24 protein-coding genes are annotated in these 25257 nt (G+C 64.0%); 16 read left to right on the top strand and 8 right to left on the bottom strand.

All coding sequences use genetic code 11. The features are described 5' to 3' along the window. Positions 1-89 precede the first annotated feature (89 nt). The 3 genes from R1W01_RS10325 to R1W01_RS10335 all read left to right on the top strand — a co-directional run bounded on the left by R1W01_RS10325 (position 90) and on the right by R1W01_RS10335 (position 4182). Complete coding sequence (locus R1W01_RS10325) at positions 90-2036, top strand: AsmA family protein (RefSeq protein WP_297755519.1); 1947 nt, start codon at positions 90-92, stop codon at positions 2034-2036. Further along, on the top strand, positions 2026-3252 hold the full coding sequence (locus R1W01_RS10330; protein WP_297755516.1) for a multidrug effflux MFS transporter: 1227 nt from the start codon (positions 2026-2028) through the stop codon (positions 3250-3252). Before R1W01_RS10325 ends, R1W01_RS10330 begins: the two co-directional genes overlap by 11 nt. Positions 3253-3438: 186 nt before the next feature. Beyond that, positions 3439-4182 carry a prephenate dehydrogenase/arogenate dehydrogenase family protein gene (locus R1W01_RS10335; RefSeq protein WP_297755513.1) on the top strand — a complete coding sequence of 248 codons (744 nt, stop codon included), beginning with the start codon at positions 3439-3441 and terminating at the stop codon, positions 4180-4182. On the opposite strand, the gene R1W01_RS10340 is transcribed toward R1W01_RS10335, so the two are convergent. Continuing rightward, entirely contained in the window at positions 4179-5315 is a 1137-nt protein-coding gene (locus R1W01_RS10340; protein WP_297755510.1) for an endo-1,4-beta-xylanase, read from the bottom strand. The two genes, R1W01_RS10335 and R1W01_RS10340, sit on opposite strands and share 4 nt — an antisense overlap. A 209-nt stretch (positions 5316-5524) precedes the next feature. Beyond that, positions 5525-6112, bottom strand: coding sequence for a GcrA family cell cycle regulator (locus tag R1W01_RS10345; protein WP_243612519.1), 588 nt, complete (start codon positions 6110-6112; stop codon positions 5525-5527). Between the two features lie 131 nt (positions 6113-6243). Between R1W01_RS10345 and R1W01_RS10350 the strand changes: the two genes are divergently transcribed. Then, entirely contained in the window at positions 6244-7044 is an 801-nt protein-coding gene (locus R1W01_RS10350; RefSeq protein WP_297755506.1) for an ABC transporter permease, read from the top strand. A gap of 171 nt (positions 7045-7215) precedes the next feature. Here R1W01_RS10350 and R1W01_RS10355 read toward each other — a convergent pair whose 3' ends face one another. Next, on the bottom strand, positions 7216-8109 hold the full coding sequence (locus tag R1W01_RS10355) for a DMT family transporter (protein WP_297755503.1): 894 nt from the start codon (positions 8107-8109) through the stop codon (positions 7216-7218). Positions 8110-8394: 285 nt separating this feature from the next. Here R1W01_RS10355 and R1W01_RS10360 point away from each other — a divergent pair, with 285 nt between their 5' ends. The 4 genes from R1W01_RS10360 to gndA all read left to right on the top strand — a co-directional run bounded on the left by R1W01_RS10360 (position 8395) and on the right by gndA (position 13311). Then, positions 8395-9576: an aspartate aminotransferase family protein gene (locus R1W01_RS10360; RefSeq protein ID WP_297755500.1), complete on the top strand. Its 1182-nt coding sequence runs from the start codon at positions 8395-8397 to the stop codon at positions 9574-9576. Positions 9577-9580: 4 nt separating this feature from the next. Beyond that, positions 9581-10507 (top strand): ornithine carbamoyltransferase, encoded by a 927-nt coding sequence (gene argF / locus R1W01_RS10365; protein WP_243612515.1) that lies wholly within the window; start codon positions 9581-9583, stop codon positions 10505-10507. A gap of 262 nt (positions 10508-10769) precedes the next feature. After that, a complete protein-coding gene (locus tag R1W01_RS10370; RefSeq protein WP_243612514.1) occupies positions 10770-11828 on the top strand; it encodes a 2-dehydropantoate 2-reductase in 1059 nt (352 codons plus the stop codon). Positions 11829-11913: 85 nt separating this feature from the next. Beyond that, a complete protein-coding gene (gndA, locus tag R1W01_RS10375) occupies positions 11914-13311 on the top strand; it encodes an NADP-dependent phosphogluconate dehydrogenase (RefSeq protein ID WP_297755496.1) in 1398 nt (465 codons plus the stop codon). A 19-nt stretch (positions 13312-13330) separates the two neighbouring features. Here the strand turns inward: gndA and R1W01_RS10380 are convergent, their stop codons facing one another. From R1W01_RS10380 to R1W01_RS10395, 4 genes are all read right to left on the bottom strand, one after another. Next, entirely contained in the window at positions 13331-14812 is a 1482-nt protein-coding gene (locus tag R1W01_RS10380; protein WP_243612512.1) for an inorganic phosphate transporter, read from the bottom strand. 90 nt (positions 14813-14902) lie between these two features. Continuing rightward, positions 14903-15361, bottom strand: a complete 459-nt coding sequence (locus R1W01_RS10385) for an NUDIX hydrolase (protein ID WP_243612511.1) — start codon at positions 15359-15361, stop codon at positions 14903-14905. A 100-nt stretch (positions 15362-15461) separates the two neighbouring features. Continuing rightward, the gene (hrpB, locus tag R1W01_RS10390) at positions 15462-17906 is read right to left on the bottom strand and encodes an ATP-dependent helicase HrpB (RefSeq protein ID WP_297755493.1); all 2445 of its coding nucleotides are present in this window, start codon (positions 17904-17906) and stop codon (positions 15462-15464) included. Positions 17907-17939: 33 nt separating this feature from the next. Next, positions 17940-18671: a DUF3108 domain-containing protein gene (locus R1W01_RS10395; protein WP_297755491.1), complete on the bottom strand. Its 732-nt coding sequence runs from the start codon at positions 18669-18671 to the stop codon at positions 17940-17942. Between the two features lie 69 nt (positions 18672-18740). Here R1W01_RS10395 and meaB point away from each other — a divergent pair, with 69 nt between their 5' ends. From meaB to ubiM, 6 genes are all read left to right on the top strand, one after another. Continuing rightward, positions 18741-19718: a methylmalonyl Co-A mutase-associated GTPase MeaB gene (gene meaB / locus R1W01_RS10400; RefSeq protein WP_297755488.1), complete on the top strand. Its 978-nt coding sequence runs from the start codon at positions 18741-18743 to the stop codon at positions 19716-19718. After that, on the top strand, positions 19715-20524 hold the full coding sequence (locus R1W01_RS10405) for an alpha/beta hydrolase (protein ID WP_297755486.1): 810 nt from the start codon (positions 19715-19717) through the stop codon (positions 20522-20524). Before meaB ends, R1W01_RS10405 begins: the two co-directional genes overlap by 4 nt. Before the next feature lie 161 nt (positions 20525-20685). Next, positions 20686-20976: a 50S ribosomal protein L28 gene (gene rpmB / locus R1W01_RS10410; protein ID WP_243612506.1), complete on the top strand. Its 291-nt coding sequence runs from the start codon at positions 20686-20688 to the stop codon at positions 20974-20976. Between the two features lie 119 nt (positions 20977-21095). Continuing rightward, complete coding sequence (locus tag R1W01_RS10415; protein WP_243612505.1) at positions 21096-21452, top strand: hypothetical protein; 357 nt, start codon at positions 21096-21098, stop codon at positions 21450-21452. A gap of 53 nt (positions 21453-21505) precedes the next feature. Beyond that, positions 21506-22000 (top strand): copper chaperone PCu(A)C, encoded by a 495-nt coding sequence (locus R1W01_RS10420; RefSeq protein ID WP_243612504.1) that lies wholly within the window; start codon positions 21506-21508, stop codon positions 21998-22000. A gap of 121 nt (positions 22001-22121) precedes the next feature. Beyond that, complete coding sequence (ubiM, locus tag R1W01_RS10425) at positions 22122-23321, top strand: 5-demethoxyubiquinol-8 5-hydroxylase UbiM (RefSeq protein WP_297755481.1); 1200 nt, start codon at positions 22122-22124, stop codon at positions 23319-23321. On the opposite strand, the gene R1W01_RS10430 is transcribed toward ubiM, so the two are convergent. Continuing rightward, positions 23318-24016, bottom strand: a complete 699-nt coding sequence (locus tag R1W01_RS10430; protein WP_297755478.1) for an NAD-dependent deacylase — start codon at positions 24014-24016, stop codon at positions 23318-23320. The genes ubiM and R1W01_RS10430 overlap by 4 nt on opposite strands. Before the next feature lie 114 nt (positions 24017-24130). Here R1W01_RS10430 and R1W01_RS10435 point away from each other — a divergent pair, with 114 nt between their 5' ends. Then, entirely contained in the window at positions 24131-24826 is a 696-nt protein-coding gene (locus tag R1W01_RS10435; protein WP_297755475.1) for a 2-dehydro-3-deoxygalactonokinase, read from the top strand. Then, the gene (locus tag R1W01_RS10440) at positions 24823-25254 is read left to right on the top strand and encodes a low molecular weight protein-tyrosine-phosphatase (protein WP_297755473.1); all 432 of its coding nucleotides are present in this window, start codon (positions 24823-24825) and stop codon (positions 25252-25254) included. The genes R1W01_RS10435 and R1W01_RS10440 overlap by 4 nt, the downstream gene beginning before the upstream one ends. The last annotated feature ends 3 nt before the right edge of the window (positions 25255-25257 follow it).

Below are 25257 nucleotides of genomic sequence, written 5' to 3' on the forward strand. Positions count from 1 at the left end.
GGTTTGGGAATACGGGTTGATCTTCCCCGTTGCGGGGCGCGGGGGGCGGGCGTAGGCTGGGCCTAGAGTCTATTGCCGAGGGTGGTCCGATGCGTTTGATCCGTATTCTTTTGATGGTTGTCGTGGTGGTTGTGCTGGGGCTGGTGGCCTTGTTGGTGCTGCTGCCGGGCGAGAAGATCGCCAAGATCGCGGCGGATCAGGTGCGCTCGCAGACCGGGCGCGAGTTGGTGTTTGAGGGCGATGTGGGGATCAGTTGGTATCCGATCCTCGGCGTCAAGACCGGGCCGGTGCGCTTTGCCAATGCGGAATGGTCCGACAATGGGCCGATGTTCCGGGCCGAGAGTGCGCAGATCGGGGTTGATGCGATGAGCCTTATCGGGGGGACGATCCGCATCACGCAGATCGACCTTAATGCGCCGGATGTCCTTCTCGAGGTGCAGGCGGATGGCACCGCGAACTGGGACCTGTTCCCGGAAGGCGCGGAAGCGGGCGAGGCGACCACGGCGACGACGGAAGCCGGCGGCGCGATGGGCGGTCTTGTCCTTGAGAGCCTTGCGGTGCGTGATGCGCGGCTGCGCTATCTCGATCAGGGGGGCGAGAGTTTCGACATCAAGGACGTGGACGCGACCCTTGTCTGGCCGGACCGGGCGGGGCCTGCGGAGGTTGACCTGACGCTGCGGCCCGCGGAGGAGGCGGTCGAGATCGCGGCGGTGATCGACAACCTTGAAGGGTTCCTTGGCGGCGAGATTTCCACGCTGCGCGCCAATGTGGCGGCGGCGGGGGCAAGCGTGGCCTTTGACGGGCGCGCCGGGATGGACCCGCAGGCGGCGGGACGTGTCGAGGCGGATGTGCCAAACCCAAATGCCTTTATGGCGGCGCTTGGCCTTGGAGAAGCGGGAATTGCCGGGAAGGCGGCCTTTGCGGGCAATGTGACCTATACCAAGGATGGCAAGATCGCACTCCGGGAAGGCACGGCCACGGCGCTTGGCAATACGGTCAGTGTCGAGGCGGATGTGTCGATGGACGGGCCGCGCCCGCGCGTCAATGCGCGGATCGCCGGCGGTGCGATGACCCTTGCGGCGTTGCAGGGCGGCGGAGGCGGGGGCGGTGATACGTCTTCGGGCGGTGGTTGGTCCAAGGCGCCGATTGACGCTTCGGGGCTTGGCATCATCGACGGGGATATTTCCCTTGCCGCAGAGAGCATTGATCTTGGCGACATGGTGCTTGGGCGCACGCGCGTCGGGATCGCCATCGATAATTCCCGCGCGGTCGTAAGCTTGCGCGAGTTGCACATGTTTGACGGGGTGGCGAGCGGTCAGATGGTCGCCAACAACCGTAGCGGGCTTTCGGTCAGCAGCGATATCACGGTGACGGGGCTTGAGTTGAAAACCTTGCTTACCGATATGGCCGGCATTGATCGCATGTCGGGCGTTGGCACGATGAAGAGCCAGATCCTTGCCTCGGGCAATTCGGTCCATGCGATCATGAATTCGCTTTCGGGGTCGGGGTCTTTCGATATCGGGCAGGGCAAGATTTCAGGCATCGACCTTGATCGTCTGCTGCGCGGGCAGCCGGGGGCGAGCGGGACAACGGTTTTCGATTCCCTTTCGGCGAGCTGGACCCTGACAAGCGGGGTGATGACGAACAATGACCTGCTTCTCGACCTGCCGCATGTGATCGCCAAGGGCGCGGGCACGATCGGCATCGGGGCACGCACGATCAATTACCTCTTTACGCCGCAGATCAAGAACGAGGCCGAGGACGGGCTTGCCGTGCCGGTCGAGATCAAGGGCAGCTGGGACAATCCCAAGATCATCCCGCGTCTCGACAAGGCCTTTGGCCGCGATATCGAGGTCGATCTCGAAGAGAAGAAGGACGAAGTGCGCGAAGAGCTTAAGTCCAAGGCCAAGGCGAAGCTTGAGGAGAAGATCGGCACGATCGACACGCAAGAAGGCCAGTCGACCGAGGATGCGATCAAGCAAAAAGTCGAAGACGAGGTCAAAGACAAGCTAAAGAGCCTGCTCGGTGGCGATTGATTCAGAAGCGGCGAGGCGCGGGCCACCGCACCTTGCCACGCTTATCATCCTCACGGGGGTCTCGATCCTGACGCTCAACATGTTCCTGCCTTCGTTGCAGCACATGGCAGAGGATTTTGGCGTTGAGTATGCGGTCGTGAACCTTGCCGTGGCGGGCTATCTGCTTGTGACCGGTGTCTTGCAGATCATCCTTGGCCCGCTTTCGGATCGCTATGGGCGGCGGCCGGTGATGCTTGTCGCGATGGCGCTTTTTGCGGGCGCGTCGCTAGGGTGCTGGCTGGCGCAGGATATCTGGGTCTTCCTCGGGTTCCGCCTTTTGCAGGCGGCGGTCATCGGTGGCACGGCGATCAGCCGCGCCGTGGTGCGCGACATGGTGAGCGACCGGGAGGCGGCGGCGATGCTTGGCCAGATCGGCATGGTGATGGCGCTTGCGCCGATGCTTGGGCCGGGGTTCGGCGGATTTCTGGATGAGATCTTTGGCTGGCGCGCGAATTTCGCCGTGTTCACCCTCTTAGGCGTGGCGCTTTTTATCCTTGTCTGGCGAGACCTTGGCGAGACGAACACCGCCCCCTCGGCGACCTTTGCAGCGCAGTTTCGGGCCTATCCCGACCTGCTCCGCTCACGCCGGTTTTGGGGCTATGCGCTCTGCGTCGCGTTCTCGGTCGGGGCGTTTTACGCCTTCATCACCGGCGCGGCCTTTGTCGGCAAGAGCGCCTTTGGCCTTGGTCCCGCGCAGGTCGGGATCGGGATCGGCTCGATCACGGGGGGATTCGCCTTTGGCAATTTCCTCTCGGGGCGGCTTGCGACACGCTATGGCCTGACAACGATGATGATCCTTGGGCGGGTCGTGGCGTGCTGTGGGCTGCTCGTAGGGCTTGCGCTTGTGGCGCTCGACGTGGTGACGGTCTGGACCTATTTCGGCTCGGTCATGTGTGTCGGGCTTGGCAACGGGCTGACGCTGCCTTCGGCCAATGCCGGCACGATGTCGGTGCGCCCGCATTTGGCGGGGAGTGCCTCGGGGCTGGCGGGGGCGCTCATGGTTGTGGGCGGCGCGGCGCTGACGACGCTCACCACCAGCGTTCTGACGGAGGCGAACGGTCTCTGGCTGCTTCTCGCGATCATGCTTGGCTCGGCGCTTCTTGGGTTGGCAGCGTCGCTCTACGTGCGCCGGATCGACCTGCGGGAGGGGCCGCCTAGGGCGGACGCCTCGGCTTGACAGGGCGCGGCCCTCGTGCGATCCCGACGCCATGACACACACGCGCCTCATCACCACCGTGTATTACCCCCTGTCCACATAAGTGGCGGGGCGTTCATCATGTTCAACCGCCGCGGCGCGGCCGGTTGAACGAAGAGGCAAATCATCCCATCCGCGCGCGGCTCTTGCAAAGGAGAGCCCGGAGATATGGGCGATATTCAACATCAAAGACGCCTTGGCCTGATTGGGTTTGGCGCGTTCGGGCGGCTTGCTGCCGGGGGTCTGGCGGAGCATTTCGAGGTCGTGGTGCATGATCCGGCCTATGCGCGGGCAGAGCTTGCCGATGGGCGCCACCTCCCCATGGGATCGCTGGAAGAGGTGGCGCGGGCCGAGATTGTCGTGATCGCGGTGCCGGTCGCGCGGATGGCACATCTCTGCGGGCAACTTGCACCGCTGTTGCAGCCCGGAGCGGTTGTGGTCGATGTCGGGTCGGTCAAGGTCGGCCCGGTGGCGACAATGCGCGAAGCTCTCCCGGCGCATGTCGAAATCGTTGGCACGCATCCGCTTTTTGGTCCTCAGAGCTTTGGCCGTGCGCCGGGGCAGAAGGTTGCGATCTGTCCGGTGCGGGGGCGGGCGCATCTCAGGGTCGCGGCCTTCCTGCGCGCCTGCGGGCTTCGGGCGCTTCTGACGACGGCAGAGGCGCATGACCGGGAGGCGGCGATGGTGCAGGGGCTGACCCATCTCATTGCCAAGGTGCTTGTCGAGATGGGGCCCTTGCCCGAGCGCATGACGACGGTGAGCTTTGACCTCATGCGCGAGGCGGTCGAGATGGTGCGCCATGATCCGCCAACCGTCTTGCACGCGATCGAGGCGGCCAACCCCTATGCCGCCGAAGTGCGCCAGCGTTTCTTTGCCCAGGCAGCGGCGATGCGCGGCCAGTTCGAGGTCTAGCGTTTGCGCGCTTTCTCGAGGGCCGAGGCGACGGCGTGCCAGGCTGGGGTGGGGCTCAGGTCGTCGTCGAAGAGAGAGGGGCGGTGCGGCGTGCCGTCCTTGCGTGGATAGCGAAAGTCATACTGCGACATGCCTTTTGGCACGGGCTGCGCGGGCAGGTTCATCCAGTTCCATTTGTGGATCAGCCCCCACATCATGACGTGGTCGCAGGCCGTGCCGGACAGGACAGTGTTGAGATAGCGGGTCAGTTCTTTCGCGATCCGCTTGTCGCGCTGTGCAATGTCCGTTGGCAAGCCGTTGTCCCACACATCCATCTCGGTGATCATGATCTTCAGGCCAAGGCGCTCGACCTCGTTCATGAACCCCTTGAGCCGCGCAGAGCTAAAGGGGAAATTCGGGCGCAGGTGGCTCTGCAGGCCGATCGCGTGGATCGGGATGCCCTTGGATTTCAGCCGCTTGATGGTCTCGAGAATGAGCGCTCTCTTGCGGCGGTGATCGGGGTAGTCATATTCGAGGCCCACCTCGTTGAGCACAAGGCGCGCGGAGGGGTCTGCCTTGGCGGCGGCGGCGAAGGCGACGTCGATATACTCCGCGCCGAGGCCTTCGGCAAAGGGCGTCGGGATGAGGTAGTCCGGGCGGCGTTTCTGCCAGTCGAAGGGTTCATTGACGACCACCCAGTATTTCATCTGTCCCTTGTAGTGCCCCATCACGTCCTGAACGTGATCCTCGATGACTTTGCGCGCGCCCTTGTTGGCCACGGCCCGGCCCAGCCACTCTGGCACCCAGCTATGAAAGATGGCGGCATGGCCGGCCATCGGGATGCCCGAAGCGCGGGCGAAATTCACCGCCCGGTCGGCACGGTCAAAGGAAAACCGCGAGGTGATGAAGCGTTTGTTCGGCCCCATGAGGAATTGATGGCCGGTCACGAATTGGCGGCATTGCTGTTGGTAGAGTTCGGCGATGGCAGGGGTGTCGAAGATGTGCTCATCGGGGTAGTCGAGAGCCGATCCGAAGACGATGCCTTTCTCGGCGGCCATGTCTCCGAGGGATGCGGCACGTGCCTGTGCTGGCCGTCCGGCGAGCGCAAGCGAAGATGCGGCTCCGCCAATAAAGGTCCGTCTGCTGAATTCCATGTCAAATACCTTCTGAATGCAATGCTCTGGCGAAATGCGCCGGGTCGGCCCCTGTTAAAATAGAGCGAAGCCGCCTTGGGGCAGGATCGCCAAAGGAGCGCGTGCGATCAAGGTCTTTGTCTGGGGAGGAGCCGGGTGCGGCGCAAAGAAAATGCCGACACGCGGGTGCCGGCATTTTGCAGGGGGTCTGTCGTGCAGGCGCGCGGATGTTACCGTTTGCGGTCGCGGCGCGAGGACATGGGTTGGAAGGCGACGCCGACATGGGCCTCGCAATAGGGTTTGCCCTGTTGCACGGGCAGGCCACAGAACCAGAAATCATCCGTCGCGGGGTCACCGACGGGCCATTTGCAGGTCCGTTCGGTCAGTTCCATCAGCGAGAGTTTCTTGGCGGCCTTCTCGACCTCGCTCACCTTGGCGAGCGCTTCGGGGCTGATCTCATTCGCGGAGGGCTGCGGCGGCAGCGGCTGTCCGGCGGGGATGATCGCCTTGCGCGCCGGGCTCATCGCCGGTTTGGCGGCGGCAGGCTCTTCCTTGGGCGCGGGCTTGGCCTCTGCGGCGGGCTTGGGTTTGGGCTTGGCCTCTGCCTTGGGCTTGGCCGCGGGCTTGGGCTTGGGCTCGGCCTTGGGCTTGGCCTCGGCCTTGGGGGTGGCGTTGCGGTTGGAAAGACCAAGGCGATGCACCTTGCCGATCACCGCGTTACGGGTCACGCCGCCGAGTTCCTTGGCGATCTGGCTGGCCGACTGGCCCTCGCCCCACATTTTCTTCAAGAGCTCTACGCGCTCGTCGGTCCACGACATCCGTTGAATTCCTTAGCTAAAAAGCGGCCCCCCGACAGGGCCGCTCCGCATTGCGAGATTGGCCCTCTATTGTAGTCAGGCGTGAGCGAGTTACAAGGCAGAGAATCAGCGCAAATGAACGAGGAAACGGCATGAACGGCACGGAAATGGGAGTTCGACGCTTTGGTTGGGTCAACTGGCTGGGACTCGCCACGCTGGCACGGCGCGAGATTCTGCGCTTTAGCGTGGTCTGGACACAGACGCTTTTGGCGCCGCTGGTGACGGCGGGGTTGTTCCTGATGATCTTCACCATCGCGGTCGGCTCGCGCCGGGGCGATGTCATGGGCGTGCCGTTCCTCGAATTTCTCGCGCCGGGGATCCTGATGATGACGGTGATCCAGAACAGTTTCGCCAACACCTCGTCGTCGATCATGATCTCGAAGGTGCAGGGCAATATCGTCGATACCCTGATGCCGCCCTTGTCGCCGCTCGAACTGCTCATCGGGTATCTTGCGGGGGGCGTGGTGCGCGGATTGGCCGTGGCGGTGGCGATCCTTGCGGGGCTGGTGCTGGTCCTTGGGCATGGCGTGGCGCACCCGGGTTGGGTGTTTGTCTTCGTGCTGCTTGGTGGGGCGTTTCTCGGGGCGCTCGGGATCATGGCGGGGATCATCGCCGGCAAGTTTGACCAGATGGCGGCGATCACCAACTTCATCATCACGCCGCTCGCCTTTCTGTCGGGAACGTTCTATTCGGTCGAGGCGCTGCCCGAAGGGCTTGCGCGGGTGACCCATATGAACCCGATTTTCTATCTCATCGACGGTGCGCGCTATGGTGTGATCGGCGTCTCTGACAGCGCGCCGGGCTTTGGCGTTCTCGTGGTGAGCGGCGCGACTTTGGTCCTGTGCCTTTTGGCTTGGGCCATGCTCAAGAGTGGCTACCGCCTCAAGAGCTGAAACGCGGCCTCTGGCGGGCGTGCTTCGGCCAAGACAAAGCCTTGAGCCTGCCCCTGTTTTCTTCTTGGCGGAAATACCTCGGGGGTCTGGGGGCAGCGCCCCCAGCCACGCCCAACGCTTTGTGGCGCTGGCCTTGGCCAGCGTCTCAAAGGGGCGGGAGCACGCCCGTATCTAAACCGGTTTGCGGGTTTCGCGCCATGCAAGGACCGCGGCGCCAATGAGGATGAGCGCGGCCCCGATCCAAGACACCACGTCGGGCCGCACCCCAAAGACCAGCGCGTCATAGAGTGTCGCGAAGGCCAGCGCGAGGTAGAAGAACGGCGAGACAAAGCTCGCATCCGCAAGCCGCATGGCGTTCACGAAACAGATCTGCGCCGACCCCATCAAGAGGCCAATCCCCGCAAGGGCGGCCCATTGTGCGGGGCTTGGAGTCTGCCAGAAAAAGCTCGCGGCGATGCTGGCCAGTATCAGGCCGATGGCGTTGTTGATGAGCAGGATCTGAAACGGTTTCTCGCGCCCCGACAGGAGCTTGATAAAGATCATCTCGCCGCCCATGGCCAGAGCTGCGGCAAGGGCCAAGAGCGCGCCGAACTCGAGGCTCGCCCCGCCCGGCCGCATGAGCACTGTCGCACCGATCAGCGCAAGCACGGCCGAGCCCCAGCGCCAGCGGCCGACCTTCTCGCCAAGGAAGGGAATGGCGAGGATCATGGCAAAGACCGGGTTGAGAAAGGAGATTGCGGTGGCATCGGAGAGCGGGATGAAGGTCGCGGCGCCGAACATCAACGTCACGCCCCCCCAGCCGAGCGCAGAACGGCCGAAATGCAGGTGCAGGGCGGGCCGTGTCAAGCGCGGGCGCAGGGCCATCGCGCCAATGGAGAACGCGAGGAAGGCAAAGAGAAACCGACCCTGGCTTATCTGCAACGGGTGCAGCGGATCGCCAAGCACACCGGTGCCGATCGCCTTGGCGAGCAGCGTTGTGCCGGCGGCAAAGGCGGCGGCGGTCACGGTCAGGGCGGCGGCGAGGGCCGGGTTCTGGGCGATCTGTTGGGGTTCGGGCGCGTGCATGCGCGATCCTTGTCGGCAAACGCGATCCGCGGCAAGGGGGAAATAGGGGCTAGGCAAGCGCGGAGGCAGGCGCTAGAGAGAGCGCCATGGGATACGCATTTGCGCATAAAGGGCTTCGACGCCTGCGACGCACGCGACGGGCCTGAGCCTGCCGCGCCCTTCGTCATGACATGACGGCGGGAAAACCCCATGATCTGCGCCGGATCGGCGCACTCACTCTCTCACATTGTTGACTTGCCCGCCCCTCTGGGGCAACCACAGGGCTTCTTTGATAAGGACAGGACCATGATCCCTTCTGTTTTGCCGACCTATAACCGCGCGCCTTTGAACTTCGTCAAGGGCGAGGGCAGCTGGATGATCGAGGCGGACGGGCGACGTTTCATCGACCTCGGCGCGGGGATCGCGGTCAATGTGCTTGGCCATGCCAACCCGATCCTTGTCGAGGCGCTCACCGAGCAGGCGGGCAAGCTTTGGCATGTCTCGAACCTCTACCAGATCCCGCAGCAGCAGGCGCTGGCCGACAAGCTTGTCGAGCAGAGCTTTGCCGACACGGTATTCTTCACCAACTCAGGCACGGAATCCTGCGAACTCGCGGTGAAGATGGCGCGCAAGTATTGGTATGACAAAGGTCAGTCCGAGAAGGTCGAGATCATCGGCTTTGAGGGCGCCTTTCATGGCCGCTCGTCCGCCGGGATTGCGGCGGCCGGGGGCGAGAAGCTCGTCAAAGGGTTCGCGCCGCTTCTGCCGGGGTTCAAACATGTACCTTGGATGGATTGGGATGCGCTCAAGGCGGCGATAACTGATGAGACCGCGGCGGTCATCATCGAGCCGGTGCAGGGCGAGGGCGGTATTCGCCCGCTACCCGATGCGGAATTGCGCGCCTTGCGCGAGATTTGCGACGACGCCGGCATCCTGTTGATCCTCGACGAGGTGCAATGCGGCGTGGGCCGGACGGGCAAGCTTTTCGCGCATGAATGGGCGGGTATCACGCCGGATATCATGATGGTGGCGAAGGGTATCGGCGGGGGCTTTCCGCTTGGGGCCGTGCTTGCGACCGAAGAGGCCGCGAGTGGCATGACGGCGGGCACGCATGGCTCGACCTATGGCGGCAACCCGCTTGGCTGTGCCGTGGGCTGTGCGGTCATGGACGTGGTGGCGACGCCGGAATTCCTTGGCGAGGTGAGCCGCAAGTCGGGCCTGTTCCGCCAAAAGCTCGAGGGGCTTGTCGCCGCGCATCCGGATGTGTTCGAGGAAGTGCGCGGTCTTGGCCTGATGCTCGGCCTCAAATGCAAGGCGACCAATATTGACGTGGTGCAGGCGGGCTATGCCAACGAGGTGGCGACCGTGCCCGCGGCGGATAACGTCGTGCGCCTGTTGCCGCCCCTGACCATTTCTGAAGACGAAATCAGCGAAGCCGTGGCGCGGCTCGACAAGGCCGCCGCGCAGGTTGCCGCAGCAAAGGATTAAGGCCATGAAGCATTTTCTCGATATCAACAAGACATCGCAGGATGACCTGCGGGGCATGATCGACCACGCGCACGCTATGAAAGCAGCGCGCAATGGCCGTCCGCGCGGCGCGGCGGATGATGAGCAGCCGCTCAAAGACCACATGGTCGCGCTCATCTTTGAAAAGCCCTCGACCCGGACGCGCGTTTCGTTCGACGTCGGTGTGCGCCAGATGGGCGGGCAGACCATGGTCCTTTCGGGCAGTGAGATGCAGCTTGGCCATGGCGAGACGGTGGCGGATACGGCCAAGGTTCTGAGCCGGTATGTCGATCTCATCATGATCCGGACCTTCGAGGAGGCGACGCTTCTGGAGATGGCGGAACATGCGAGTGTGCCGGTGATCAATGGCCTCACCGACCGCACCCATCCGTGCCAGATCATGGCCGATATCGTCACCTTCGAGGAAAAGCGTGGGCCGATCGCGGGCAAAAAGGTCGTCTGGTCGGGCGACGGCAACAATGTGTTTGCGAGCTTTGCCCATGCGGCAGGGCAGTTCGGGTTTGATCTGACCTTTACCGGGCCAGAGCCGCTTGATCCCGAGCAGGTGTTCGTTGAGGAGGCGCGTGCCAAGGGTGCGAATGTCGTGATCGAGCGCGACCCGGTGAAAGCCGTCGAAGGCGCGGACCTTGTTGTCACGGATACTTGGGTGTCGATGCATGATGCGCCCTCGGCGCGGGAACGTCGGCATAACCAGCTGCGCCCCTATCAGGTCAATGCAGAGCTGATGCGCCACGCCAAGCCGGACGCTCTTTTCATGCACTGCCTGCCGGCGCACCGGAACGAGGAAGCCACCAATGAGGTCATGGACGGGCCGCATTCGGTTGTCTTTGACGAGGCGGAAAACCGGCTTCACGCACAGAAGGCCGTCATGCGCTGGTGCCTCGGCAAGTAACGCGCAATACGCCCAGAAGAGACAATTCCGCCCCGTCTGATGCCAAGTCAGGTGGGGCGTTTTCGTTTTGCAGGAACAGCCCGACACGATGCGTTCGAGGCCGCCAGTTGCCTCAATTCTGCCCTATTGGCATACTAGCCAGCGAAAGCTCCGGTGCGCTTTGGTGCGCCGAGTGTCCTGTGATGTTTGACGAGTGTCTCTGGTTCCAATGACGCCGCCCGGCCCCGAATGGGCCGGGAGACCTTTTGGTCGAGGATTGCAGATGAGCGAAAAGACATCCGAAGAGAAGGTTCCCTATCCGCAGATCGTCGTTGCAGGCGCCGGGAGTGTGGGGTGTTTCGTGGGAGGGATGCTGGCCCGTGGGGCGCATCATGTGACGCTTCTCGTGCGGCCGCGCCTTGAAGAGGTGTTGGCGCGGCAGGGGCTTACGCTCACGGATTTCGAAGGTTTGGACGAAGAGCTTGCGCCGGACATGTTCTATCGCTCGGTGGACCCGGCTTGCCTTGCAGCGGCAGATATCATCCTTGTCACTGTGAAAAGCGGCGATACCGCCGAGATGGCGGACCTGATCCGCGCGCATGCGAAGCCCGAGGCCGTGGTCGTGAGCCTGCAGAACGGGGTTGGCAATGGTGGTGTGCTCAAATCGGCGCTGCCGGGGTTTGATGTGCGCGCAGGCATGGTGCCGTTCAATATCGTGTCGATGGGTGGCGGGCGGTTCCATCGCGGCACGAGCGGCGACATCGTGATCGAGAAAGGGCCGGGCTGGCTTGCCTGGACGCTCAGCGTCAAGGGGCTGACGGTGCATGAGCGCGACGCGATGGTGCCGATCCAGTGGGGCAAGTTGCTCATCAACCTCAACAACGCGCTGAACGCGCTTGCGGGCATGCCGCTGCGCGATCAGTTGCGGAGCATGGGCTGGCGGCGGATCATGGCGGATCAGCTTTCCGAAGCGATCCGGGTGCTGGAAGCGGCAGAGATCGAGGCGGTCATGCCTTTGAACCGCCGTCTCCCGATCCGCATCATGCCGAAGATTCTGCGCTTGCCTTCGCTTCTGTTCAATTGGGTGGCGCGCTCGATGCTGACCATCGATCCCAATGCGCGCAGTTCCATGTGGGAAGACCTACAGGAAGGGCGGCGCACAGAGATCGACGAATTGCAGGGGATGATCGTCGAGCTTGGGCGCGAAAAAGGGATCAAGACCCCGATCAACGCCTGTGTGGCCGAGCTTATCCGCGAGGCGGAGGCCAAGGGCGCGGGTTCCCCCCAGCTTTTTCCGCGCGATATGAGGCGTTTGGTGCGGGTGCAGAAGCAATCCGCCTGAACAATCCCCCCGAAGGGTTGCAGCCGGGGGCGCTAAGGGGCAGTCTTGTCGTGTTAGCGGAAACAGCGCGAGAGGACAGGCCGCGATGCAGCTTGCCGATATCGGGGTATACGGGCTTGGCACGATGGGAAGCGCACTTGCGTTGAACCTCGCCGAGAAAGGGTTTCGCGTTGCGGTGAGCAACCGCGAGAGCGACTGGATCGCGCCATTCCTCAAAGAGGCCGGCCCGCTCGCGGCGGGGATCACGGGGCAGGAGCGCCTTGAAGAGTTCATTGCCGCGCTCGAGCCGCCACGCGTTCTTCTTTTCATGATCCCGTCGGGGGCACCGATGGACGAGATGATTGCCAAGGCCGCGCCGCATCTCGCAAAGGGGGATACGATCATCGACGCGGGCAACGCCGATTTCAATGACACGCGGCGGCGCAACGATGTGCTTGCGGCGCAGGGGCTGCATTTTGTCGGGCTTGGTGTTTCGGGCGGCGAAGAGGGCGCGCGGACGGGGCCGTCGATGATGATGGGAGGCAGCGCGGAAAGCTGGCAGCGCCTGCAACCGATGGCCGAGGCAATTGCCGCGCGGTTTGAGGGCGCGCCTTGCGTTGACCGGGTTGGGCCGGACGGGGCGGGGCATTTCGTCAAGACGGTGCACAACGGCATTGAATATGCCGATATGCAGATCATCGCCGAAATCTATGGCCTCATGCGCGACGGCGCGGGGCAAAGTGCGGCGGGGATCGGCGCGCTATTCGAGACCTGGCGCAAAGGACCGCTGCAGAGCTACCTTGTGGATGCAACGGCGGCGGTCTTGCAGACGGTGGATCCCGAGACGGGGCAGGCGATGGTCGACCTGATCGAGGATCGCGCCGGGCAAAAAGGCACCGGGCGCTGGACGGTGATCGAGGCCTTGAAACTTGGCCAGTCGGCGAGCGGCATCGAGGCGGCGGTGGGCGCGCGGAGTTGGTCGTCGGATAAGGCGCTGCGCGGAACGTTCGAAACGCGGTTCGGTGCGGCAGGAGGCATGGAAATGCCAGAGGTCGACACTCTTGCCAAGGCGTTTGAGGCGGCGCGTATCCTTTCCCATGCACAGGGTTTTGCGGTTTTGCAGGCCGCGTCCGAAGCGTTCAAGTGGTCGCTCGACCTTGCGCGGATCGCGGAAATCTGGCGGGCGGGGTGCATCATCCGCTCGGGCCTTCTTGATGATCTCGCTGATGCGCTTCGCGGTACGGAGGAGGGCTCCTTGCTGCTTGCTCACGGCATGGCGGCGCGGCTTGACCGTACCGTGCCTGCATTGCGCGAGGTTGTGGCGGCGGCGGTTGTGGCGGGGTTGCCTGTGCCGGCGATGAGTGCGAGCCTTCAGTGGTTCGACGCGATGCGACAGGGGCGTGGCACGGCGAACCTTATCCAAGGTCAGCGCGATTTCTTCGGCGCGCACGGGTTCCGGCGCACCGACCAGGCGGGCGATCATCACGGGCCATGGGGCGGTTAAGGTCCGCCCCAAGGTTCGGTTAGTGCATCAGCGCGTTCAGGATCAGGAAGATCACACCTGACATCACCGCAGCGGCGGGCACGGTAATCACCCATGCGGCGACGATGGTCATAAAGTGGCTGCGGCGCACGAGCTTGCGGCGGCGGCGTTCCTCGGGCGCGATGCGGGCGGCTTCCGGGCGTTCGGCGGCGAATTTGCGCAAGCGGCGCTCGGCATGCCATTCGCGGAAGAAGCCGACGCCAAAGACCCCGCCAACAGCGATATGGGTCGAGGAGACGGGCAGGCCGAGCCAGCTTGCGACGATGACCGTGATGGCCGCGGAGAGCGCGACGCAATAGGCGCGCATCGGGTTCAGCTTGGTGATCTGGCTACCGACCATGCGGATCAGTTTCGGGCCGAAGAGGAAGAGGCCAAAGGAAATCCCGAAGGCCCCGATGATCATGACCCATGTCGGGATCGCGACCTTGGCGGCGAAGTTGCCGAACTCGGAGGCGTGGACGATCGCGGCAAGCGGGCCAACCGCGTTGGCGACGTCGTTGGCCCCGTGCGCGAAGGAGAGCATCGCGGCGGAGAACACGAGCGGCAGGCCGAAGAGCACCTTCAGCGACTTGTTACGGTTCTCAAGGCCGACGGATTGCTTGCGGATCAGGGGCGCGGTGATGACATAGGTGAGCGCGCCGATGACGACGCCGATCATCAGCGCAGTGGTGAGGTCGATCTTGACGATGCGTTTGAGGCCCTTCAGAGCAAGGTAGGAGGCAAATGCGGCGGCCATGATCCCGACCAGCACCGGCACCCAGCGGCGGGCGGCGGCGATCTTGTCTTCCTGGTAGATGATCTTGGCCTTGATGAAGGCGAGGAAGGCGGCGGCGATCACCCCGCCAAGGACCGGGGAAATCACCCAAGAAGCGGCGATCGTGGCCATGGTGGGCCAGCTCACGGCGGAGAAACCGGCGGCGGCAATGCCTGCGCCCATGACGCCGCCGACGACGGAGTGGGTTGTCGAGACGGGTGCGCCGACGTAGGTCGCAAGGTTGACCCAGAGCGCCGATGAGATCAGTGCGGCCATCATCGCCCAGATGAAGATACGCGAATTCTCGATTCCGGCGGGGTCAATAATGCCCTTTGAAATGGTTGAGACCACGTCGCCCCCTGCCAGAAGCGCGCCCGCGCTTTCGCAGAGCGCGGCGATGACGATGGCGCCGCCCATGGTGAGCGCGTTGGCACCCACGGCCGGCCCCATGTTGTTGGCGACGTCATTGGCGCCGATGTTGATCGCCATGTACGCGCCGAAGGCAGCGGCGGCGATGACGATCATGTTCGAGGGGTAAGAGCCGAAGAGCACCCCGGCGGCGAGACCAGCGACCACGATGAACACCAGCGCAATGCCAAGCCCGACCATCGGGCGCGAGACGTAGTTCGTCGCGTATTCGAGATTGGAAATCCGGTGCAGGTCTCGGTCGAGTGTGGACCATTCCTTGCCGTCGCTGTCATAGCGCATGTTTTCGCTCCGCCGTCTCTAAAGTCACGGCGGGGTAGAACGGAAAACCGTTCAGAGCAAGGATTCTGTCATGGAACCGTTACAAATGGTTCACATTTGTCGCAGGATCGACTGCAGCCCCGGCTCATCCACCATCTCGGCGGCCTCTTCAGGGGCAACCCATTTGCGGGTGCGCTCGTCGGCCTCGGGGTAGTCGTCCTTTAGGGTTTTGACCTCAACGGCGTAGACCTTGGTTTCGACCGGAACGGGCATGCCGCTGTCGAGGCGTTTGTCATATTCGTAGGTGCCGACCGAATCCGTGTCGATCTCGCCCTTTTTGACGCCTGCCTCTTCCCAAGCTTCCTGCATCGCGGCGCCGGGGGCGTCGAGACCGTCGATGGGCCAACCCTTGGGCACGATCCAGCGACCGGTGTCACGGCTTGTCACGAGGAGAACCTTCTTCTTCGGCCCATCCTCACGGTAGCACAGCGCAGCCACCTGCAGCCGCCGGGGGCGGCGGAATAGCGGGGTCACGACGCTTTGAAGCGCATTCTTGAAGGCATCCGTCATGGGACTATCGGGTTTCTGCTCGTGTGTTCGCGTTTTTTGTATCGCTGTTGTATATACGTTTTTTGTTAAAGACTTCAACCCCCGCATATTTACGAGTTCATCACGTTTTCCGGCGCTTGGCGCGTAGGGTCGGATCGGCCTCGGTCGGGTCTTCGGGCCAGGGGTGTTTCGGATAGCGTCCCCGCATGTCCTTGCGCACATCGGCGTAGGACGTCGCCCAGAACCCGGGAATGTCCATCGTCGTCTGCACGGGCCGCCCGGCGGGCGACAGGAGCGTCACGCGCAGGGGAGTGCGGCCCACGGTGGGGTGGGTCTTCTGGCCGAACATCTCTTGAAGGCGCAGCGAGATTTCGGGGTGGTCGCCGGAGTAGTCGATGGGGATCTTGCGATCAAGCGGTGTCGTGAAATGCGCGGGTGCCTCGCGGTCGAGGAGCTGCAACTGCGGCCAGTCGAGACGCGCGCGCAGCGGATCAAGGAGATCGAACTTTTTCCAGTGCTCGGCGGTCTTCACACCGGAAAGGTGCGGTAGGAGCCAGTCTTCGAGAGTTTCGAGCAGCGCATCAGGCGACATATCGGGGAGGTCATGTCCCGCGGCACGCAGAAGATCGACGCGGGCAACGAAGCGACGGGCGGCATCGGAAAGCGTCAGGCCAAGATCGCGCACCCCGTCGAGCATCGCGCGTGCGATGGCCTCGTCGGGGGCGTCTTTCCAGAGACGATCATCAAGGGCGATGGCGCCGAACATTTCCTGTCGCCGGGCGATGACGCGGCGCTCGCGCTTGGACCAAGCGCAGCTATCTTGCCAGGTGATCTGGTCCGAGAACCGGGCGCGGATCTCGGGCTCGGAAATGGCGATGGCTTGGCGGATGCGGGCCTCGCGCGGGTTGCCGTCGGTATCGGTCACGACAATGAGGCGGGTAGACGCGAGGGGGTCGCCTTCGTCCAGAATGGCCCCTTTGCCGCCGGAGAGGACAAAGCGCGGTGCGTCGCCCTTGCGGTGCAGGCCGATGCGGTCGGGGTAGGCGAGGGCGGCCATTTCGGCGGCGCTCATTCTGTCTTTGGAGTGGGTCTTTGTGGCGGCGGCGAGGCGTTTGGCCTCGTCGCGGATCGTATGCAGCGCAGCGCGGTTGACTTGGTAGGGGCGGCGTTCGGTAAAGGCCTTCAGATCGCGCAGGGCTTCAAGCCGGAGCGACAGGTCCACGGGGGCGCCACGGGAGAGCGGATCACGCGCGGCCAGTAGCGCGGCCAGCGGCGCGGCGTCGGGGCCAGCGAGGGCGAGCATATGGGCAAGGCGCGGATGGAGCGGCAAGGCCGCGAGGGCGCGGCCATGGTCGGTGATGCGGTGTTGGGCGTCGAGCGCGCCAAGCATTTTGAGGACGTTCTGCGCCTCGGCATAGGAGCCGGGGTTGGGCTGTGTGAGGAAGGCGAGGTCGGAGGGCACGGCGCCCCAAAGTGCCAGCTCGAGGGCGAGGCCGGTGAGGTCTGCGGCCTCGATCTCGGCGGGTGGAAAGGGCAGGAGCGCGCCTTCCTCGCCCTTGGTCCAGAGACGATAGCAAGTGCCTTCCGCGACACGCCCCGCGCGGCCCGTGCGTTGGGTCGCTTCGGCGCGGCTCACTTTTTCCGTGACAAGGCGCGACATGCCAGAGCCGGGATCAAAGCGCGCACGCCGGGCGCGGCCTGCGTCGACAACAACGCGGATGTCCTCAATGGTGAGCGAGGTTTCGGCGATCGAGGTCGCGAGGACGACCTTGCGACCGCTGGGTTCGGGACGGATCGCGGCGCGCTGCTCGGCAAAGGGCATGGCGCCGAAGAGCGGGCGGATATGACACTCGGGCGGCAGTTTGAGGCGCTGGGCCGTGCGGCGGATTTCGCCTTCGCCGGGGAGGAAGACGAGGATGCCGCCGTCGGTTTCGCTTGCTGCTTTTTCGATCAGGCGGGCCGTGGCGTCTTCAAGTCGGTCCTGTTTGGCGAGCGGGCGGTCGAGCCAGCGCGTTTCGACGGGGTAGGCGCGTCCCTCGGAGGTAATCACCGGCACATCGCCCATGAGCGCGGCGACGGGCTCGGCGTCGAGCGTGGCGGACATGGCCAGTAGCATGAGATCGTCGCGCAGGGCGTCCGCAATCTCAAGGCAGAGGGCGAGGCCGAGATCGGCGTTGAGGGAACGTTCGTGGAATTCGTCGAACAGCACCGCGCCGATGCCCGAAAGCTCGGCGTCGGATTGGATCATGCGGGTAAGGATGCCCTCGGTGACGACTTCGATCTTGGTCCGGGGGGAGGTTTTGCTTTCTCCGCGCACGCGGTAGCCGACGGTCTGTCCCGGTTTTTCGCCCAAGGTTTCGGCCATGCGTTCGGCGGCGGCGCGGGCGGCGAGGCGGCGGGGTTCGAGCATGAGGATCTTGCCCGAGACCAACCCGGCCTCGAGAAGCGCAAGCGGCACGACGGTGGTCTTGCCTGCACCGGGCGGGGCCTGCAATACGGCGCGGCCGCGCGCTTGCAGCGCAGAGATTAGCGGCGCGAGGGCGTCATGGATGGGCAGGGTCGTCATGATCGCCCTTATCGGGCAGGGCGCGCGGCGCGTCTAGTCCTGCCGGATCAGGGTTGCGCGTCCGTGGCGGGCCTTAACGGTCAGCCGGGTGGCGCGCCAGAAGAGGCCGTTGCGCTGATAGGTGACACTCAGCGGTGCGCTTTGGCGTTCGGAGAGTTCTTCAGCGGAATAGCCAAAGAGGCGGCGGTATGTGCCATGGCAGGTTATGGTCCGGTCCGTGCGGGTTTGGCGGGGAAAATCGACTGAGGCGACGCGGGTGCCGTCGAAATGACGGCGTTGCGGGGGGCAGGGAACTGTTTTTTGATCGCGCAGTGTCAGCCAGAGAAGGGTCAGAGGATCAATCGTCTCGGCAAGAGCTGCCGGCGGGATCGGGCTTGCCGGGGGCGCCAGGCTTTGCAGGACGCGGGGCGGGGTCGTCGAGAAGTCGACTTCGGCACGGGCCTGTCGGCGGCCGGTATGAATGTCGCCTTGGTAGATGTGCGGGCGCGGGTGGGTGTTCCCACGGATGCCGGTCGTGGAAAGATCGACACGGACACCGGCCAGAAGATCGGCGAGCCCGGTCGTTCGGAAGACCGCGCGCCCGGCATAGCGTGTTTCGGTTTCGGTGACGGCGAGACGGAACTCGCCAACCTTGAGGCCAAGGGTTTCAACAAACCAGAGCTGTTCCGCGTGGCCCGGTAGAGGCGCCAAGAGAAGCGCCAGAAGGGCGCAAAATCGGCGCAGGGGTGCATGTCGGGGTGGACATTGAGCGGGCGCACAAGGCATGAAGCTTCCTTGAAAACAACGAACGAATTCGCGCTGCGCTTTGCGAGGCGCTGGAGGGTGAGAGACGCTATGGATATCACACAGATGCGTGACAGGATATTGAAGCAGGACCGCCGGGCGCTTGCGCGGGCGATCACCCTTGTGGAAAGCGGGCGCGCGGATCACCGGGCACAGGCGAGCGAGCTACTTGAAGCGTTGCGCGGCTCGGGGAAACAGGCGCTTCGGATCGGCCTTTCGGGGACTCCGGGCGTCGGCAAGTCGACCTTCATCGAGAGCTTCGGCATGATGCTCACGGAAAAAGGGCTGCGCGTTGCGGTGCTCGCAGTCGACCCTTCTTCGGCACGCTCGGGCGGCTCGATCCTTGGCGACAAGACCCGGATGGAACAGCTTTCGCGCAACCCCAACGCCTTTATCCGTCCCTCGCCGAGCCAATCGCATCTTGGCGGTGTGGCGCGGCGCACGCGTGAGGCGGTGGCGCTTTGCGAGGCGGCGGGGTTCGATGTCATCTTGATCGAGACCGTGGGTGTCGGGCAGTCGGAAACCGTGGTCGCGGAAATGTCGGACCTGTTCATGCTCCTTCTTGCTCCGGCGGGTGGGGATGAGTTGCAGGGCGTCAAACGCGGCATCATGGAGATGGCCGATATCATCCTCGTCAACAAGGCCGATGGCGATCTCAAGGCGACGGCGATGCGGACCTGTGCGGACTATGCCGGCGCGCTTCGCCTCTTGCGCAAACGCCCGCAAGACCCGGAAGGGTTCCCCAAGGCGATGACGGTTTCGGCGCTTCAGGAGGACGGGCTTGAGACCGCATGGGGCGAGATGACAACGCTTGTCGATTGGCGGCGCGACAACGGCCATTGGGACGCGCGGCGTGCGGCGCAGGCACGCTATTGGTTCGAAGAAGAGGTGCGGCAGGGGCTTCTTGCCAAGTTGCGCCAATCCCCGGCACGCGAAGTGATGGCAGCGCTCGCGCTCGAGGTCGAGGACGGCGAGACGACACCGAGCCTTGCCGCGCAACGGATGCTGGAAGAGCATCTCGGCGGATGACGGCAAAGGGGCGTATCCTTTTTGACGGGGAACGCCTTCGGGCGTGCCTTTTCAATGCAGAGGCGCCCAAGCTCATCGTGACGTTTCGTCAACGGGTCACGCCGGATGGCGCCTTCAGCGAAAGCCGTCCGGTGCAGAGGTTCGTAAAGAAAAACTACGCCCATCTACACCTGCAAGCGCGGTGCAATGATTGGTACATCAACCAAGAGACCGACGCCTTCGAGGCGCGGTTGCGCGAGATCGTGGCGCCCTATCGCCGTGTGGTGGGCACGGGGTTCTCGATGGGGGGGTACGGGGTGCTGCGGTTTTCCAAGGCGCTTGGACTTCAGCATGCCATCCTGATCTCGCCTCAATTCTCGATCGCACCAGAGGTTGTCCCGCGGGACCGCCGGTATCGCGATAGCGCCGTTGGATTCGATGCGGCGCTCGGAGATGTGGCGCGGCGGGCCAAGCGCGGCATGAAAGGGGTCATCCTTGCCGATCCGTTCCGCCCGCTCGATATCTACAATGCGCGGCTGATCCAGGAGGCGTTTCCCAAGCTCGCCTTGTGTCGGCTTGGCTGTGGCGGTCATCCGGCGACGCGGGTTCTTGGCGAAAGCGGCGGGTTTGGCCGGGTGCAGGGGCTTTTGTTGCGCGGACAGGTCGATCCGAGCGAGATCATCGGCCTGCATCGGGCTGGGCGGCGCGAGTCGGCAACCTATTGGCGTCACCTGGCCGAAACCGCCGAGGCGCGCGGGCGAGCCGCTCTTGCACAGGCGGCACGGGGGCAACAGGCCGCGCGAGAGGCGGCTGCGGCCAAGACATAGAAGTTTCGACCGCGCGGGACATTTCCTTGTGCTGAATCACTTGACGGCACCGAGATTAGCGCCTAATGACGCCAGACAAATTTCCGGGCGCTGCCCTTGGCGGCGCCTTATTGCTTTGACGGGGGCCGATTCCCCGTGGACCGTAAAACGAGGATGAACCCATGTCGCGCCGTTGCGAACTGACCGGAAAAGGCCCGATGACTGGCAACAATGTCAGCCACGCCAACAACAAAACCAAGCGTCGTTTCCTCCCGAACCTGAACGACGTGACGCTGCAGTCGGAAACCCTTGGTCGTGGCGTCAAGCTGCGCATCTCGGCGTCGGCCCTGCGCACCGTGGATCACCGCGGTGGTCTCGACAAGTTCCTCGCCAAGGCGAAGGACACCGAGCTTTCGGCAAACGCGCTGAAGGTGAAGAAAGAGATCGCCAAGGCACAGGCCGCAAACGCCTGATATCGCCTGACCGCGAAAGATTTGGAACGCCCCGCCTGTTTTGCAGGTGGGGTTTTTCCGTTTTTGCCGCTTCGTTTCGCCGCTTCACATTCCGGCGCGGCAATGCCTATAGTTGCGCCATGAACCGACTGCGCCAGTCCATCGCGATTCTGCTCGTCTCCGTGCTTGTCCTCACCGGGCACAGCATGGCGATTGCCCGTGGCATGGCGATGCCTGTGGGCGAGATGGAGCTATGCACCGGGGCGTCCGGGCCGGTGATGATGCCGGTGGATGCCGAAGGCAACCCCACGGGGCCGGCACATATCTGTCCGGAGTTCAGCCTGTCCCTGCTGAATGCCGTGGCGGTGCCGGATGTGGTTCTGCATGCCGTGGAAGGGCGTGGGGAAAAGATCGTCGTGCCACAGGAGCGCAGCTTGCGCGTGATTCGACCTGTGAGCACGGTTGCGCGCGGGCCACCGGAGAACCGCGTCCTTTAAGGGGCGCATTCCGACCCACCCCCAATTCCAAAGACAGTTTCAGGAGAGACGAGATGTCCTTCAAATCCTTCGCCGCGGCCGCCGTGGCCACCATCGCCTTTGCCGCCCCCGCACTCGCCGAGAGCATCATCACGGTCAAAGACCCCTATGCGCGCGTCGCGACCAAGATGTCGAAATCCGGCGCGGCCTTTATGGTCATCGAGAACACCGGCGACGAGGCGGATCAGCTTATCGACGCGCGTTCGGACGTGTCGCAGGTTGTCGAGCTGCACACCCACAAGGAAAACGCCGAGGGCGTCATGCAGATGCTGCACGTGCCGGAAGGTTTTGCCATTCCCGCAGGCGGTGAACATGCGCTGGCGCGCGGTGGCGATCATGTGATGTTCATGGGCCTCAACAAAGGTCTTGAGCATGGCGACGTGGTCAATGTTACCCTCGTCTTTGAAAAGGCGGGCGAGGTCGCGGTCGAAATCCCGGTCGATCTCGAGCGTAAGCCGATGCACGGCATGGGTCATATGAACCATGGCGAGATGAAAATGGACGACTAAACCCGTCCCGGCCAAGGCTCCGATGGGGGCCTTGGCCAACCCGCGCAGCTCGAGTTGACACAAGTCAACAACGCGCGCCCCTCTGCCGCCTATGGTGCGGCGAGCATTGAGGGAGGTCATCATGGCCGAGCAGAGTAATTTCGACATCGTTGTGGTTGGGGCCGGTCCGGCGGGGCTTGGTTTTGCGCGCGCTATGCAAGGCAGCGGCCAGCAGATTGCGATTGTCGAGAAGCTCTCTGAGAGCGTTCTCGCCAACCCACCGGAAGACGGGCGCGATATCGCGCTCACCCATACGTCCGAGGCTTTGATGCGCGACTATGGCATGTGGGCGCGCCTTGACGAGGGGCGCATCGGGACGATCCGGGACGCAAAGGTGTTGAACGGCACGTCGGCCTTTGCGTTGAACTTTGACGCACGCAAAGCGGGCGCGGATTACCTTGGCCGCATAGTTCAAAACCACGAGATCCGGCGCACAGCCTACGAGGTCATCAAGGATGATCCGCATGTGTCCCTGCTCTGTGAGGCCGAGGTCGCGACGGTGGCGACGGATGCGGGCGGGGCGCGCGTGGGGCTGGCCGATGGGCGGCGTCTTCATGGCAATCTTCTCATCGCGGCAGACAGCCGGTTCTCGGGGGTGCGGCGCAAGATGGGGCTGGCGGCGGATTCGCTCGATTTCGGGCGGGTCGTGATCGTCTGCGAGATGACCCATGAGTTGCCGCACGAGGACACGGCGTTCGAATGTTTCCACTATGACCAGACCCTCGCGATCCTGCCGATGGCGGGGAATGTCTCGTCTGTGGTGGTCACGCTTCCGGCGGATCGGGCCGAGCAGGTCATGGCGATGAGCGACGCGGGTTTTGCCGCCGATGTCGCGGCGCGGTTTGAGGGGCGGCTCGGGGCGATGCATCTTTCGAGCCCGCGCCACCCTTATCCGCTTGTCGCGGTGCTGGCGCGGCGCTTCGTGGGGCATCGGTTCGCACTTGTCGGCGATGCGGCAGTCGGGATGCACCCGGTGACGGCGCATGGCTATAACCTCGGACTTTCGGGGGCGAGCCTCTTGGCGGCGGAGATCAGAGAAGCGTTGGAGCGGGGCGGGGATGCGGGCGATGCCCGCGCCTTGAAACGCTATGAGGCAGCGCATCGACGCACTGTCTTGCCGCTCTATCATGGGACCAATGCGCTTGTGCGGCTCTTTACCGATGATCGCCCGCCTGCGCGCCTTCTACGGGGGGCGGCGTTGCGGCTTGGGACCGTTGTGAAGCCGGTGCATAACCGAATTCTCAACAAGCTCACCGAAATCGAGGGGCATGTGCGCAGCTAGCGCGACAGCTCTTGCGTCACCCAATCGGGGACGATGCGGGTTGCCGGGCCGAAACAGGTCTCGGCGAAATCCGAGACACGGGTGGACGGTTCGAGGTTCAGCTCGATCGTATGCGCGCCGCCCATCGCGGCCTCTTGCACGAAAGCCGCCGCCGGGTAGACCTCGCCCGAGGTGCCGATGGCGACGAAAGTGTCGGCCTGTGCCAGATGGGTCCAGATATCATCCATGTGATAGGGCATCTCGCCGAACCACACCACGTCAGGCCGTGTCGCGGCACTGCCGCAGGCGGGGCAAAGATCGTCCTTGTGCATTTCGGGCGGCGCGGGCCAGCGGTGATCGCATCGGCCGCAAAGCGCACCTGCAAGCGTGCCATGCATATGCAGCACGTTTTTGGAGCCTGCCTTTTCATGCAGCGCATCGACATTCTGCGTCACAATGAGAACGTTTCCGGGATGTTCGGCCTCGAGCTGGGCAAGCGCCGTGTGTGCAGCGTTGGGCGATGCCTTGGCGGCATGGGCGCGCCGGGCGTTGTAGAAGCCATGCACGAGATCGGGGTCGCGGTGAAACCCTTCGGGGGTGGCGACATCCTCGATCCGGTGCTGTGCCCAGAGGCCGCCCTCGTCGCGAAATGTGCCAAGGCCGCTTTCGGCGGAAATCCCGGCGCCGGTCAGGATCACGATTTTGTCTTTGCTCATCTGGCCTCTCCTTCGCTTGGGGCAGGATGGCGCGCGGGGCGCGGGGCGGCAAGGGGGAGTTGACCTTGGCCCGATGGTTCGGGGATACCGGGGGAAACAGGGGAGACAGGTGCGATGGCGACATGGATAGCGGCAGAGAAGATCGGGCGCATGGCGCGGATGTGGGATATGCCCGCGCGCCAACCCACGGATGGCGGCAAGGCCCCGATTGTGTTGCTTGGCGGGGGCGGCACACCGCGCACGCTACCGTGCAAGGCGGTGCCAGAGTTGGAGGCGGGTGTCGGTGGTGGCTGGCTTTTCCCGCCGCTTGCTTGGGACGGGCAGTTCAGTGGCGGCGCAGAGGCGCGGATCGCAGGCTATGCGAGCGCCAATCCGAATTGGGACGGTGTCATCTGTGTCGCCGGTGAAGCGACGGTCTGGGCACATGTGAGCGCGGGCGAGGTGATCAGTTTTCAGCGTTTTGTCACCGGGCAACTCGCAGCCGCGATGGAGGTCGACGAGGCTTGGGACGATGCGGTGATGCGCCGGGCGCTTGACGATGCGATGGCACGGCCTGAGCGCCTTGCGGCCTATATCGCGCGGGCAGGTGACGCCGGAACGCTTTGGGGGGCGCTTCTTGGGGCGGAGCTTGCGGCGGCGCGGGTCTATTGGCTTGGTCAGGAGGTGGTCTTGATCGGAGAGGGCCGCGCGTCAGAGGCGCTTCAGGGCGCGCTTGCGGCGCAGGGCGTGCCGGTGCGGCGCGAGGACGACACGGACATGCTTCTTGCCGGGCTAGAGGCGGCGGTGCGCGCGCGGGGAGGCGTTTCATGAAAATCCTGTTCGTTTGCCTTGGCAACATCTGTCGCTCGCCCACCGCGGAGGGCGTCTTTCGTGAGATGGCGCAGGACGTGGAGACCGATAGCGCTGGCACGAGCGATTGGCATGTCGGCGAGCCTCCCTATGGCGCGATGCAGGCAGCGGCGAAGGCGCGGGGCTATGACTTGTCCGATCTGCGTGCGCGTCAGTTCTCCGCCGAGGATTTTGATCGCTTCGACCTCATCATCGGCATGGATGCGAGCAATTTCGCCAACATGGAGCGGTTGCGCCCGGCGGGGAATGCGACGCCTGTGCGGCTCTTTACAGATTACGCGCCGGAGCGGGGCATGAGCGAAGTGCCGGACCCCTACTATACCCGCGATTTCGATGCGGCACTCGACCTTGTCGAGGCATGCGCGCGCGGGTTGATGGCGACGCTTTAAGAC

Source organism: Shimia sp. FJ5, assembly GCF_032918335.1.
GTDB lineage: Bacteria > Pseudomonadota > Alphaproteobacteria > Rhodobacterales > Rhodobacteraceae > Shimia > Shimia aestuarii_A.

What these genes read in the sequence shown, in the direction of transcription:
- R1W01_RS10325 (WP_297755519.1), top strand. Translation starts at nt 90, where the DNA reads ATGCGTTTGATCCGTATTCTTTTGATGGTTGTCGTGGTGGTTGTGCTG.
- R1W01_RS10335 (WP_297755513.1), top strand. Translation starts at nt 3,439, where the DNA reads ATGGGCGATATTCAACATCAAAGACGCCTTGGCCTGATTGGGTTTGGC.
- R1W01_RS10340 (WP_297755510.1), bottom strand. Translation starts at nt 5,315, where the DNA reads ATGGAATTCAGCAGACGGACCTTTATTGGCGGAGCCGCATCTTCGCTT.
- R1W01_RS10345 (WP_243612519.1), bottom strand. Translation starts at nt 6,112, where the DNA reads ATGTCGTGGACCGACGAGCGCGTAGAGCTCTTGAAGAAAATGTGGGGC.
- R1W01_RS10350 (WP_297755506.1), top strand. Translation starts at nt 6,244, where the DNA reads ATGAACGGCACGGAAATGGGAGTTCGACGCTTTGGTTGGGTCAACTGG.
- R1W01_RS10355 (WP_297755503.1), bottom strand. Translation starts at nt 8,109, where the DNA reads ATGCACGCGCCCGAACCCCAACAGATCGCCCAGAACCCGGCCCTCGCC.
- R1W01_RS10360 (WP_297755500.1), top strand. Translation starts at nt 8,395, where the DNA reads ATGATCCCTTCTGTTTTGCCGACCTATAACCGCGCGCCTTTGAACTTC.
- argF (WP_243612515.1), top strand. Translation starts at nt 9,581, where the DNA reads ATGAAGCATTTTCTCGATATCAACAAGACATCGCAGGATGACCTGCGG.
- R1W01_RS10370 (WP_243612514.1), top strand. Translation starts at nt 10,770, where the DNA reads ATGAGCGAAAAGACATCCGAAGAGAAGGTTCCCTATCCGCAGATCGTC.
- gndA (WP_297755496.1), top strand. Translation starts at nt 11,914, where the DNA reads ATGCAGCTTGCCGATATCGGGGTATACGGGCTTGGCACGATGGGAAGC.
- R1W01_RS10380 (WP_243612512.1), bottom strand. Translation starts at nt 14,812, where the DNA reads ATGCGCTATGACAGCGACGGCAAGGAATGGTCCACACTCGACCGAGAC.
- R1W01_RS10385 (WP_243612511.1), bottom strand. Translation starts at nt 15,361, where the DNA reads ATGACGGATGCCTTCAAGAATGCGCTTCAAAGCGTCGTGACCCCGCTA.
- hrpB (WP_297755493.1), bottom strand. Translation starts at nt 17,906, where the DNA reads ATGACGACCCTGCCCATCCATGACGCCCTCGCGCCGCTAATCTCTGCG.
- R1W01_RS10395 (WP_297755491.1), bottom strand. Translation starts at nt 18,671, where the DNA reads ATGCCTTGTGCGCCCGCTCAATGTCCACCCCGACATGCACCCCTGCGC.
- meaB (WP_297755488.1), top strand. Translation starts at nt 18,741, where the DNA reads ATGGATATCACACAGATGCGTGACAGGATATTGAAGCAGGACCGCCGG.
- R1W01_RS10405 (WP_297755486.1), top strand. Translation starts at nt 19,715, where the DNA reads ATGACGGCAAAGGGGCGTATCCTTTTTGACGGGGAACGCCTTCGGGCG.
- rpmB (WP_243612506.1), top strand. Translation starts at nt 20,686, where the DNA reads ATGTCGCGCCGTTGCGAACTGACCGGAAAAGGCCCGATGACTGGCAAC.
- R1W01_RS10415 (WP_243612505.1), top strand. Translation starts at nt 21,096, where the DNA reads ATGAACCGACTGCGCCAGTCCATCGCGATTCTGCTCGTCTCCGTGCTT.
- R1W01_RS10420 (WP_243612504.1), top strand. Translation starts at nt 21,506, where the DNA reads ATGTCCTTCAAATCCTTCGCCGCGGCCGCCGTGGCCACCATCGCCTTT.
- ubiM (WP_297755481.1), top strand. Translation starts at nt 22,122, where the DNA reads ATGGCCGAGCAGAGTAATTTCGACATCGTTGTGGTTGGGGCCGGTCCG.
- R1W01_RS10430 (WP_297755478.1), bottom strand. Translation starts at nt 24,016, where the DNA reads ATGAGCAAAGACAAAATCGTGATCCTGACCGGCGCCGGGATTTCCGCC.
- R1W01_RS10435 (WP_297755475.1), top strand. Translation starts at nt 24,131, where the DNA reads ATGGCGACATGGATAGCGGCAGAGAAGATCGGGCGCATGGCGCGGATG.
- R1W01_RS10440 (WP_297755473.1), top strand. Translation starts at nt 24,823, where the DNA reads ATGAAAATCCTGTTCGTTTGCCTTGGCAACATCTGTCGCTCGCCCACC.